Genomic DNA, 12,085 nt, shown 5'->3' on the forward strand with positions numbered 1-12,085 from the left:
CGGCTCCGGCTGCCGCCGCGGCGGGCGCCGCGGCCGTGGCTGCGGCTTGGGCGGCAGGCGCAACGGCCGACGCGGCGTCTCCTGCCTGGGCCAGCACTTGCATGGCGCTATGAAGTAAATCGAACATGCTCGTTCCTATTTGCTGTCAGTCTGAGTCTATAAGACGAAATCAAAGGGGATATCGGCCATGGCGGCATAAGCCACGCCGTTTTCCGTATAAGGCTTGAAGCGCGCCGAGCGCGCCGCGTCCAGCGCCGCGTCGTCGAGCCGCTCGAAGCCCGAAGAGCTGCGCACGGTCGCCTTGGTAACATCGCCCTTCGGCGAAATCACCACGCGTATCACCACCCTGCCCTGCTCGCCACGGCGCTCGGACAGGCGCGGGTAAACCGGCACCGGCCTGCGGCCCAGGTAATCGATGTGGCCGATCAGCCTGGGGCGATTGGGGTCTACCGGCTGCGCCGGCGCCTTGGGCGCCTGATGCTCGTCGGCGTGGCCGGAAGGCGCAGTTGCCGCCACCGGCTCGGGCGCGGGCTTGACCGGCCGGGGCCGGGGCTTGGGCCGCGGCTTGTGCACCGGCTTGGGTTTCGGCTTGGGCTTGGGTTTCGGCTTGGGCTTGGGTTTTGGTTCGGGCTTGGGTTCGGGCTTGGGCTCGACATGTTCTTCGGCTGGCTGCTCGACCAGGGGCGGCGTTTGCTCTTCAGGAGGCGGCGGCGGCTCTTCGACCGGATCGGGCGGGGTTTCTTCCTGCACCGGTTCGGGCTCGGGCTCCGGCGGCTGCACGGCTTGCGGCGTAGGAGTCGGGCTGGGCGCGGTATCGACGGGGTCGGGGGCGATCTCGACGAAGCGCAACTCGGCCGAATCCGCCGGCTCGATCTCGGGCTTGACGGTCGAGGCGCTGAGTATGCCCGCCAGCACGGCAACGTGTAATCCGAGTACCAGGAAAGCCGCCGTGATCTTGATCATTACCGGGCGGTTTTTGGGGGGGACTCGCAGGCGCGACATGAATCCGGTTGACACTAGAAAGGGTTACGCACGGGCCTTGCACCGCCGCGCATGGCGCAGCCGGGGTCTAGACCCTGTCACAGGGAAGACAAGGATGTTAACAAAAATAGGAATTATTCGCAATAATAGGCATGGCCGGCGCTACCGATGCATGGCCTGCGCATGCACAAAAACGCGCAACTATGTAAGCGCCGCTACAAGCGCTTCGTCCAACTCGCGGCCATTGCTTCGCAGGCGATCGTGACACGCAAACGAGACCGGGCCGCGCGAGTGCGTGGCCCGTCATATCCCCGGAACGGGCGCCCCCAAATGTCAAGGCGCCACAGTGGCGGCGAGCTGGCCGCTGCGCTTCAAGGCGTCGGCGACAAAGCCGCTGGCCTTCATTTCCTTGATGAAAGACTGCAGATATTCCAGGCCCACGGTGCGGCCCTTGGGCGTGCCCATGGCCTGCTCGATGGCGGTGAAGCGATCGCGCATGACGCGCAGGCCGGCATGCGTCGCGGCATAGGCCTCGAGCGGCTGGCGGACGCCGGCGGCGGCGTCCAGGGACTGGTCGACGAAATAGTCGATGGCGTCCGCCGAGGTCGGCGCCCGCACAAGTTCCGCATGCTGCAGGCTGCGGCTCAGGTAGAGATCATAGGCGGCGCCCTTGCCCACCGCCACCCGCACGCCCTCGCGGTCTACGTCGCCGACCTGCGCGAACGGCGAATCGCTACGCACCATGTACGTGCCTTCGATGATCACGTAAGGCGCGGTGAACTGCACTTTTTCCGCGCGCACCGGGTCGATGGCCAGGAAAGCAACGTCCCAGGTGTCCTGGTCGGCCACCGCGAACACCTTGCCGGCGGCATCGAAGGTGACGAACTCGATGTCGCGCCCCAGTCTGCGCGCCAGCTCGCGAGCCAGGTCGGCCGAGATGCCCGCCGGCTCGCCGCTGTCGGGATGGCGTTGCGCCAGCACCGTGTTGCCGAAATTGATCGCGGCGCGCAGCACGCCGTGCGGCGCGAGATCGCGCGCAATGTCTTCGAGCTTGGAATTCATAGCAGGTCCATGAGTGAAAAACGCCGGCGTGCGACTGGGCCGGGCCTGAAGGCCATGGCAGTTGCCGCCACCCCTGAAGATGAAAGAGACTTGTTTCACGCTAAGGCATGGCGGGCCGGCTGCAAGGCCGCCCCGCTGCCGAAACATGCTAACAGATCCGCCGTAGTGCTTGCGACACGGACGGCGGCGCCAGCCGATGCGCGCCGCCGGGGTATGCGGCAAGCGCCGCGAGGCGCTGCAAAACCCGTGGCGGCGGCCCGCCTCATTCGCCGACGGTAATGCCGGTATCGTGGATGATGCGGGCGAATTTCGCCGACTCGCTGTCGCGGAATGCCGCGAATTCCTGGGGACTCATGGGCGCGGGGATTGCACCTTGCAGTTCCAGGGTCTTCACGAACTCGGGGTCGCGCAGGATCTTCACCGTCGCAGCGTTGAGGGTGTCGACGATCGCCTTGGGCGTGCCGCCCGGCGCAAACAAGCCGAACCAGTTGACCAGGTCGTAGCCGGCGAATTGCGGGGTGGCGGTCAGCGGCGGCACTTTCGGAAACGCCGCCATGGGCGTGGTGGACGTCACGGCAATGGGCCGCACCTTCCCGCCCTGGATGTAGGGCTGCAGCGCCGCGCCACTGGCGAACGTCATGCTCACGTGCTGCGCGGCCACGTCGGCGATCTGCTGCGCAGCGCCCTTATAGGGAATGTGGCGGATGTGCGTGCCGGCCATCTTGTTGAAGAGCTCGCCCGACAGGTTCTGGATATTGCCCACGCCGCTCGACGAATAGGTCATGGTCCCCGGATGGGCCTTGGCGTACTGCACCAGCTCCGCGGCATTTTTCGCGGGGATCGCGGGATTGACCACCAGCAGGTTGGGAATCCGGGCGATCAAAGAAATCGGCGCCAGGTCCTTGGCCGGATCGTAGGCCATGTTCTTGTACAGATGCGGGTTGATGGCGGTTTCGCCGGAACTGGCCAGCAATATGGTCAGCCCGTCGGGCTTGGAATGCGCCACATAGCCGGCGCCTATCATGGCGCTGGCGCCTGGCTTGTTCTCGACGATGACGGGCTGCTTGAGAGCCTCGTTCAACTTCTTGGCGAATATGCGCCCGACGATGTCCACTCCGCCCCCGGCGGAAAAAGGCACCACGAGGCGGATCGGCGCGTCCGGATATGGAGCAGCCGAGGCGGCGGTTCCCGCCAGGCCCAGGGCGGCCGCGCATGCGCCCGCCGACAGTATGCGGCGCAGGCCGCCATGCTTGGAAAATTGCATCATGTTTGTCTCCTTGAAATTGACCGGCCCTAGCGGATGTGCGATCAACGATCGGCAATCGATAAAGCGGCGATGAGTGAATGAGAAGTAGCTATTCAAGTGATAGGCAATGGGTAATCCGATTCCAATGCACAAACCGGGCGGCCAAGGCCATACACCGGCGGTGGCAAATGCAGCAAAAAACGGACAGGCCCTGGCCGGCCACGCGACAGCGCCCGGGACGACGCCGCGTCAAGGCGCCGCAAGGCCCGGCCCGCGCACCTGCTTGAAAACCACACTGACCGGGCTGCCCACCGGCACGATCGGCGCGGCCAGGCTCAAGCCGCCCGAACCCGGGTCCATGTCGAAAACGGCAATCCCGTCGCTGTCCTCGTGGGCCACGAAGAGGCGGCGCCCGTCCGGGTCCAGGGTGATGAAACGCGGCGTCTTGCCCAGGGCGTCATGCACGCCCTGGAAATCCAGCCACCCGCTATCGGGGTCGATGGCATACACGGCGATACTGTCCAGGCCGCGGTTGCTGGCATAGAGAAACCGGCCGGCCGGATCGACCACAATGCCCGAAGCGCGGCTGTTGCCGGTATAGCTCTGCGGCAGCGTCGGGACGATCTGCAGCGGCTCCAGCCGCGGCTCCTCGGGCTCGTAGCGGTACAGCGTCACGGTGGAATCCAACTCATTGACCACATAGGCCGCCGGCAGCCGCGGATGAAACACCAGGTTGCGCGGCCCCGAATTTTCCCTGCACACGGCATGGGAAGCCGGGCGCAGACGGCCGTTCTCGAAAGCCAGGCAGAACACCCGGTCCAGCCCCTTGTCCGGCACCAGCACGTACCGCCCCGAAGGATCGAAGGGATTGAAATGCGGCTTGGAATGCGGCTGCTCGACGCGATGGGGTCCGGGCGGCCCATCCATGCGCAGCGTCTGCGCCACGGGGCCGATACGGCCCTCGGGCGAGACGGGCAGCACCGCCAGCGTGCAGGACAAATGATTCGACACCACCAGGAAGCGCTCGCCGGGATCCAGGGCCAGATGCACGGGATTTTCACCCCCCGTGTCCTGCGTGCCTGCAAGAGCTATGCGGCCGTCCTCGCCTATATCGAAAGAGCTGACGTATCGGCTGTCGCCGTGCACCGTGTACAAGTGGCGCTGCGAGCGGTCTATGGCCAGGAACGAAGGATTGACCAGCCCGCCATGTTCCTGCAGCAGCGTCAGCGCCGCGCCGTCGGGGTCGTAGCGAAACACGCTGATACCCTTGCCCCGGGCGTTGCGCTCGCGTGTCGTGCGGCTGCCCACATAGACAAAATACGAAGTCGCGGCACCCGCGGACGGGCCTGGCTGCCGCGGCGCGACATCCTCTTCGGGCATGGGGGTGTGGCCGCCGGACGGCCGCGCGCCCACACTCATCGGGCTGATCCTTTCACAGCACGCCCACCGGCCCCGCCCGCATCGGCCATCTTGCGCACCACGTAAGGCAGCACGCCGCCATGGCATAGATACAGGATTTCCTGCCCCGAATCGACGCGCAGGCTCAGGCCCAGCTCTGTGCTGCGCCCCTGGGCGTCGCGTATGCGCAGCGTCACGCGATTGAGGCCCACGGAGATATGCTCCAACCCTTCGAAGTCCAGTTCTTCGTCGCCGCGCAGCCGCAGCGCGCCATAGTCGAAGCCGGCCGGGAACTCCAGCGGATATATCCCCATGCCTATCAGGTTGCTGCGATGTATGCGCTCGAAGCTGAGCGCGATCACGGCCTTGACCCCCAGCAAGGCCTGCGCCTTGGCTGCCCAATCGCGGCTGGAGCCCGCACCGTAGTTGATGCCGCCCATGACGACGAGATCGACGCCGCGCTCGATATAGGAACGCGACGCATCGTAGACCGGCAGCACCTCGGTGCGATCGGCATTCCAGGCATGGCCGCCGCTGCCCACGTGCTGCGTGCCCTCTATCAGATTGCGCACCGCGACATTGGTAAAAGCGCCGCGCAGCATCACCTCGTGATTGCTGCGGCGGGTGGAGTATTGATTCAGGTCTTCCTCGCGCTCGTCGCGCTCCAGCAGCCACTGGCCCGCCAGGCTCGTATCGGGGATCGCGCCCGCGGGGGAAATATGGTCGGTCGTGACGTTGTCGCCGAGCTGCATCAGGACGCGCGCCGCGCGGATCGCGCCGCGCGCTGGCGCCTGCGCGGACACCGATTCCAGATAGCCCGGGCGCCGCAAGTAGGTCGAGCGCGGGTCCCAGGCATACAGCGTGCCCTGCGGCGCCGCCAGCTTCGCCCAATGCAGCGTGCCGTCCCATGCGCTGCGGGCGCGCGCCTGGAAGTCTTCGGTGCGCACGCAGCGCGCCGCCAGCTCGCGCACCTCGGAGTCCGACGGCATCAAGTCGCGCAAATAGACGTCCCTGCCTGCCGCGTCGTGCGCAATGGGCTCGGCGCCGATGTCTATGTCTATCGTTCCCGCCAGGGCATAGGCCACCACCAGCGCCGGCGAGGCCAGATAGCCGGCCGGCACCTTGGGATTGACGCGCCCGGCAAAATTGCGGTTGCCCGACAGCACCGCCACCCCCTTGAAGCCCCGGTCGGCCAGGCTCTCCATGCGCGGCTCGAGCCGCCCCGAATTGCCGATACAGGTCATGCAGCCGAAGCCCGTGAGATCAAAGCCGATGGCGGCCAGGTCGTCGAGCAGCCCCGCCGCGCGCAGGTAATCGGCAACCACTTGGGAACCCGGCGACAGCGAGGTCTTGACCCATGGCTTGGGATGCAGCCCCAGGCCGCGGGCCTTGCGCGCCAGCAGGCCGGCCTGGATCATCACGTCCGGATTGGCGGTATTGGTGCAACTGGTGATGGCGGCGATCACCACGGCCCCTTCGCGGGGCTCTTCTGCAGCCGGCGCACAGGCTTGCGCCGCAGCCCCTGTTGCCGCCGCGGCCGCCACTCCCACGGCAGAGGCCGCTCCTGCTGCTGAATCCACTCCTGCTGCTGAGGCCGCTCCTGCTGCTGAGGCCACTCCTGCTGCTGAAGCCACTCCCACTGAAGAGGCGCTTGCCGCCGCGGGCGGCTCCGCCCCCCGGCTCGAAGCATCGTCTGCCTGCACCTGCTCGAAGAACGAATTGCGCGCCTGCGCCAGGCTGCGCCGCTGGTGCGGCTGGAAAGGGCCGGCCACGCTGGGCTCGACGCCGGCGAGATCCAGTTCGAGCACCTCGTCGAAACTCGGCTCGGGCATGTCATCGCGGCGCCAGAGCTGCTGCGCCTGCAAATAGCGCCCTACTTTTTCCAGGTGTTCCTGGCCGCGCCCCGTCAGGCGCAAATAGCGATGCGTTTCATCGTCGTAGGGGAAGAACACCACGGTCGCGCCATATTCGGGCGCCATATTCGATACCGTGCCGCGCGCGCCCCAGCCCAGCGTCGAGACGCCGGGGCCGAAGAACTCGACGAACTTTCCGACCACGCCGCGCTCGCGCAACAGCTCGGCCAAGCGCAGTGCCAGATCGGTGGCCGTCGCACCGGGGCGCAGGCGATTGCTCAGGCGCACGCCCAGCGTGCGCGGAAACGGAATGGGCACAGGCTCGCCGACCAGAGCGGCCTGCCCTTCCAGCCCGCCCACGCCCCAGGCCAGCACCCCTATGGCATTGATCATGGGGGTATGGCTGTCGGTGGCCACCATATCGTCCGGATGCAGCAATACGCCGCCGCCGGGCATGGCGGCCTCGCACACCACTTGCGCCACCACTTCCATATTCATCTGGTGGATGATGCCGGTGCCGGGCGGAATCACCTTGAAATTGTCCAGGCTGTTCTGCGCCCAGCGTATGAACTGGTAGCGTTCGGCGTTGCGGCGGAAATCGATATCCAGATTGCGCTGCAGCGCGTCGGGCCGGGCATATTCTTCAACGATCACCGAATGGTCTATGGCCAGCACGGCGGGAATCACGGGATTGACGCGCGCCGGGTCGCCGCCCAGGGCATGCACCGCATCACGCATCCCGGCAAAGTCGGCCAGCGCCGGCAGACAGGTGGTGTCGTGCATCATCAGGCGGTTGGGATAGAACGGCACCTCGCAGTCCGGCCCTTCGCCCGTGGCCCGCGCAAGCACCGGGTCCAGCGCTTGCGGCGCGCAGCGCGCCACATTTTCGATCAGCAAGCGCAAGGAAAACGGCAGCCGCGCCAGGCGCTGCGCGCCGACGACCTTCAGCAGATCGACATATTGACAGGTGTCCGAGCCGACGACGAGCGAGCTCAGGTGCTGCGGCAGAGGTTTGATATCCATGATCGCCCTTGGCATTTCCAATCCGGAAATACGCCGCCGGGAATGCCGCGCACTTCCATCTGCAGCAATGCTAACGACGCCGCCGGCCAGCGACAATTGGTCATTTGCCACTGCTGCGTTCTCTTTTGGCGAACACGCGAAGAGAGACGAGGGACGAGACTGGCGTTTATTGCCGGTGCCTCGGCGCGCGGCGGCCAAGGGCCGTGCATGGAAAAGCCGCGCATGAAAAAAGCACTTGAAGGAAAGTCTTCAAGTGCTTCATCGACTGCGGAAATTCTGGTGGGTGCTACAGGGGTCGAACCTGTGACCTACGCCTTGTAAGGGCGCCGCTCTACCAACTGAGCTAAGCACCCCTTAGTATCTCGTGTGCCGGGGCCGCCAGATTTCCCGCTAAATGCGAGGGGCTGATTATAGCCAGTCGCAGATGCCCGCGCAAATAGCGCGGGCACGAGGTCGCGTTCTTAGTTGACGGCGTCCTTCAGGGCCTTGCCGGGACGGAACTTGGGCACCTTGGCCTTCTTGATCTTGATGGCTTCGCCAGTGCGAGGATTGCGGCCGGTACGGGCAGCACGCTCGGACACGGCGAAAGTGCCGAACCCAACCAGGGTCACCGAACCTTTCTTCTTGAGGGTGGTCTTGACGGCGCCGATGAATGCGTCGAGCGCGCGGCCGGCATCAGCCTTGGACAGGTCGGCTTTGCTGGAAATGTGTTCGATGAGTTCAGTTTTATTCATTAAGGTTCACCCCTAGAAATTATTAAAACCAGACGCCCCCGGCGACGGAGTGCAGTCTGGCGCTTTATGGAATAGACCGGCAGCGAACGCGACCTGCCGGACTGCCTATAACTGTCAATGGCTTTCGTGCAAAAGAAGCAAGCAAGACTGCGCTCCGTTTGCTAACGCGTATTAAGCCTTTTTAAGAAATGGCTGTCAAGCAAAATACCCCCCAAGACCCGCATCATTGCTAGCTTTTTTGTTTCCGACTGACAACAATGTCAAATTTCTTCAAGAGCATCGCTTGCGGACGCCCGCCATGCACCACACCGGAGCGGCAAAACATATAAGCCCGAATGCCGCTCGCGGCCGCCTGTTGTATCCTTTCGGAAGCCCATCTTTCGACCCTGCCCGGGCATTCCAGCCGCGATGAAATACGACCTGACGACGCTGGCCATCCTGCTCGCAGTGGCCGAAGAAAAGAACCTCACGCGGGCCGCAAGGCGCCGCCACCTCGCCGTGTCAGCGGTAAGCAAACGCATCAAAGAACTGGAAGAACAAGTCGGCGCGCCCTTGCTGGCGCGCAATTCACGCGGGGTGGAACTGACCCCGGCCGGGCAGTCCATGGTGTTCCACGCAAGACAGTTGCAGGCCGTGCTGGCGCATATGGAAAACGAGCTGGCCGACTACGGCGGCGGCATCAAGGGCCATGTGCGCATACACGCCATCACCTCCGCCATCGCCCAGTTCCTGCCCGGGGACATTGCGCGCTTCGTCAAGGCCTATCCGCTGATCCGCTTCGATATCGAGGAACGCGTGGGTTCGGCCGTGGTACAAGCCGTGTGCGACGGCAGCGCCGACCTGGGCATCTTCGCCCAGCAGACGCCTGCACAGGGGCTGGAAGTGTTTCCGTATCGGCGCGACGAACTCGTCGCACTGGTGGGCCGCGGGCATGCACTTGCCCGCAAGGGCCGCGTGACCTTCGACGAAATCCTGGAGCACGAATTCGTCGGCCCGCACGTAGACAGCTCGGTGCATACGCTGCTGACGACCGAGGCCGCGCGCCGCGGGCGCAACCTGGCCTTCAAGATCCGCATCAGCAGTTTCGAGAGCATGTGCCAGATGGTCGAGGCTGGCCTGGGGCTGGCACTGATGCCGCGCATGCTTGCGCAGCCGCATCTGAAAGGCACGGGCCTGAAGGCGCTGACGCTGGCCGAGCCTTGGGCCCGGCGGGATCTCTTGATGGGGGTGCGCAGCCTGCGCGACGCCACGCCCACGGTCAAGACCCTGCTCGACAGCCTGAGCGGACGCGGCCCGGCCGACTGACCGCAGCCCCGCCGGCTATTCCATGGCCTGCAGCATGTCGCCGACGATGTCCTGCGTGTCTTCGATGCCTACCGACACCCGGAGCTGATTGTCGGAAATGCCCATGAGCGCACGCCGTTCGGGCCCCATCTCGTAATAAATAGTATGAGCCACAGGCAGCACCAGGCTGCGCGTGTCGCCCAGGTGGGTCGCCAGTACGAACACGCGCAGCCGGTCCAGGAATTCGAACACGTCCAGCTCGTCGGTCAGCTCGACCCCCAGCAGCGCGCCGTAGCGGCCGCCGAACAATTGCTTGGCGCGCTCGTGCTGCGGGTGGCCGGGCAGGCCGGGGTAATGGACTCGCGCCACCTTGGGATGGGCCTGCAGGGCCTGCGCCAGGGCCAGCGCATTGGCGCAGCACTTGTCCATGCGCAAGGCCAGCGTCTCGGCGCCGGCCGCGACGCGATGCGCCGCATCGGCCGACAGCGTGCCGCCCATGTCGCGCAGCCCTTTCTTCTTGATCTGCAGCAAGCCCCAGCCGGCCGGATCGCCCTTGCGGTAGGGTTCGGCGATATTGCCGTAGCCCGACCAATCGTACAGCCCGGTGCTGGTGACGGCGCCGCCCAGCGCATTAGCGTGGCCGCCGATATGCTTGGACAGGGAATTGACCACCAGCGATGCGCCGACGTCGATGCCGCGGCACAGCCACGGGGTGGTCAGGGTGTTGTCGAGCACATACACCAGGTTCTTTTCTTTGCACCACTGGCCGATGGCGGCGATGTCGGCCACCTGCGTGCCGGGGTTGGCGATCGTCTCGGTGAAGACCATGCGGGTCTCGGGACGCCAGGCGCGCCGCACCGCATCGATGTCGGTCGCGTCGACCAGCGTCACCTCGACGCCCAGGCCTGCCAGGGTGCCCAGCAGGCTGTTGGTGTTGCCGAATATATATTGGCTGGAAATCAGGTGGTCGCCGGCGCGCAGCAGCGTAAAGAATGTCGCAGTGAGCGCGGCCATGCCGGTGGCAAAGCTTACCGTGCCCTGCCCGCCTTCCATCTGCGTCACCTTGGCCTCGAGCGCCCCGGTGGTGGGCGTGCCCTGCCGCGCGTAAGTGAAGCCGGACTTGCCCTGGAACACCGCCGCCAGTTCGCGCGAACTGGAGAAGGCATATTGCGAAGAGGGGTGTATGGGCTTGTGCACCGCCCCGTGCTCGACCTGCGAACGCCGGTCGGAATGCAGGATAGTCGTAGTAAAACCGTTCTTGTCGGCCATGATCGCCATGTTTGTTGTCGCTGGAAACAAGCAGGAATCATACTACTACGGCCATCTGCCGCGCCGCGGCGGCAACGCGGGACGGCAACACCGCGGCCGGCATGACCGACGGCCCCTCAGCGGCGCTGGCGCACCGCTTCGTACAAGCACACGGCGCTGGCCACGCTGACGTTCAGGCTCTCGACCGAGCCCAGCATGGGGATGGTGACACGCTGGTCGCACAGCTCGGCGGTGAGACGCCGCATGCCCTCGCCTTCGGCCCCCATCACCCAGGCCAGGGGCCGGCGCGCATCCACGTCGTACAGCCCCTCGGCCGCCTGGTCGTCGGTGCCCACCAGCCAGATGCCGCGCTCTTTCAGGCCGCGCAGCGTACGCGCCAGGTTGGTGACCATGATGTAGGGCACGGTCTGGGCCGCGCCGCAAGCCACGCGCTGCACCGTGGCATTCAGGCCGACGGCACGATCGCGCGGCGCCAGCACGGCATGCACGCCCGCAGCGTCGGCCGTGCGCAGGCAAGCCCCCAGGTTGTGAGGATCCGTAACCCCGTCCAGCACCAGCAGCAGCGGCGGCTCGTCGCGGTCTTCCAGCAAGTCCAGCACTTCGTCGACGTCCACGGCCAGGGCTTGCGCATCGGCCAGGCCGACCACGCCCTGGTGGCGCAAGCCGTGCGCCAGGCCGTCGAGCCGCTCGGCCGCCACCGGATGCACGCGCACGCCCGCGGCCTGGGCCTGCTGGATGAAGGCCTGCATGCGCTTGTCGCGGCGCGACGCCTCGACGTACAGTTCTTTGAGCGTCGCGGGCGCGTGGCGCAGGCGCGCGGTCACCGCATGAAAACCCGCCAGGACCTGATGTGATGACATGTTCGTTCCTCGAAGACCCCGCCGGCCCCGAAAACCGGTCCGGTCGCCTTTACCCATGGAGAGACTTATAATGCCACTGTCTGCAGCGGCATGTCGCCGGCAAACCAGACGGGCGAAAAACAAAAAACCCCGCAAATCGACGATTTACGAGGTTTCATGTTTGAAGCTGTTGGTGCCCAGGAGAGGACTCGAACCTCCACACCTTGCGGCACATGGACCTGAACCATGCGCGTCTACCAATTCCGCCACCTGGGCCAACTATGCTTCGATGCGTACTGCTTTTTGCGAAGGCGCAATCATACTAGATTTTTGCCTGCCCCGCTCGGGCTTCGGGTTTGCGCCCTGCCCGCCTGCGGATTTGCACATACAGCTGCA

9 protein-coding genes and 2 tRNA genes are annotated in these 12,085 nt (G+C 65.4%); 1 reads left to right on the forward strand and 10 read right to left on the reverse strand.

The window, feature by feature from the left end:
• Positions 1 to 156: 156 nt before the first annotated feature.
• From KVP10_RS20805 to KVP10_RS20835, 7 genes are all read right to left on the reverse strand, one after another.
• Complete coding sequence (locus KVP10_RS20805; RefSeq protein ID WP_246600902.1) at positions 157 to 963, reverse strand: energy transducer TonB; 807 nt, start codon at positions 961 to 963, stop codon at positions 157 to 159.
• 351 nt (positions 964 to 1,314) lie between these two features.
• Entirely contained in the window at positions 1,315 to 2,043 is a 729-nt protein-coding gene (locus KVP10_RS20810; protein ID WP_217966678.1) for an ABC transporter substrate-binding protein, read from the reverse strand.
• 262 nt (positions 2,044 to 2,305) lie between these two features.
• On the reverse strand, positions 2,306 to 3,310 hold the full coding sequence (locus KVP10_RS20815; RefSeq protein ID WP_246600904.1) for a Bug family tripartite tricarboxylate transporter substrate binding protein: 1,005 nt from the start codon (positions 3,308 to 3,310) through the stop codon (positions 2,306 to 2,308).
• A gap of 228 nt (positions 3,311 to 3,538) precedes the next feature.
• Positions 3,539 to 4,708, reverse strand: coding sequence for a lactonase family protein (locus KVP10_RS20820; RefSeq protein ID WP_246600905.1), 1,170 nt, complete (start codon positions 4,706 to 4,708; stop codon positions 3,539 to 3,541).
• Positions 4,705 to 7,563 (reverse strand): aconitate hydratase, encoded by a 2,859-nt coding sequence (gene acnA / locus KVP10_RS20825; RefSeq protein WP_217966679.1) that lies wholly within the window; start codon positions 7,561 to 7,563, stop codon positions 4,705 to 4,707. The genes KVP10_RS20820 and acnA overlap by 4 nt, the downstream gene beginning before the upstream one ends.
• Positions 7,564 to 7,840: 277 nt before the next feature.
• A tRNA-Val gene (locus KVP10_RS20830) sits at positions 7,841 to 7,916 on the reverse strand.
• Between the two features lie 108 nt (positions 7,917 to 8,024).
• Positions 8,025 to 8,297, reverse strand: coding sequence for an HU family DNA-binding protein (locus KVP10_RS20835; protein WP_088605178.1), 273 nt, complete (start codon positions 8,295 to 8,297; stop codon positions 8,025 to 8,027).
• Positions 8,298 to 8,705: 408 nt separating this feature from the next.
• On the opposite strand from KVP10_RS20835, the gene KVP10_RS20840 reads away from it, so the two are divergent.
• The gene (locus KVP10_RS20840; RefSeq protein WP_217966680.1) at positions 8,706 to 9,602 is read left to right on the forward strand and encodes a LysR family transcriptional regulator; all 897 of its coding nucleotides are present in this window, start codon (positions 8,706 to 8,708) and stop codon (positions 9,600 to 9,602) included.
• A gap of 15 nt (positions 9,603 to 9,617) precedes the next feature.
• On the opposite strand, the gene KVP10_RS20845 is transcribed toward KVP10_RS20840, so the two are convergent.
• The 3 genes from KVP10_RS20845 to KVP10_RS20855 all read right to left on the reverse strand — a co-directional run bounded on the left by KVP10_RS20845 (position 9,618) and on the right by KVP10_RS20855 (position 11,965).
• Positions 9,618 to 10,850, reverse strand: a complete 1,233-nt coding sequence (locus KVP10_RS20845) for a cystathionine gamma-synthase family protein (RefSeq protein ID WP_217966681.1) — start codon at positions 10,848 to 10,850, stop codon at positions 9,618 to 9,620.
• A gap of 116 nt (positions 10,851 to 10,966) precedes the next feature.
• The gene (rlmB, locus tag KVP10_RS20850; protein WP_217966682.1) at positions 10,967 to 11,710 is read right to left on the reverse strand and encodes a 23S rRNA (guanosine(2251)-2'-O)-methyltransferase RlmB; all 744 of its coding nucleotides are present in this window, start codon (positions 11,708 to 11,710) and stop codon (positions 10,967 to 10,969) included.
• Positions 11,711 to 11,880: 170 nt separating this feature from the next.
• A tRNA-Leu gene (locus tag KVP10_RS20855) sits at positions 11,881 to 11,965 on the reverse strand.
• Between the last annotated feature and the right edge of the window lie 120 nt (positions 11,966 to 12,085).

The sequence above is a fragment of the Candidimonas humi genome (assembly GCF_019166065.1).
GTDB classification, from domain to species: Bacteria; Pseudomonadota; Gammaproteobacteria; order Burkholderiales; family Burkholderiaceae_B; genus Candidimonas; species Candidimonas humi.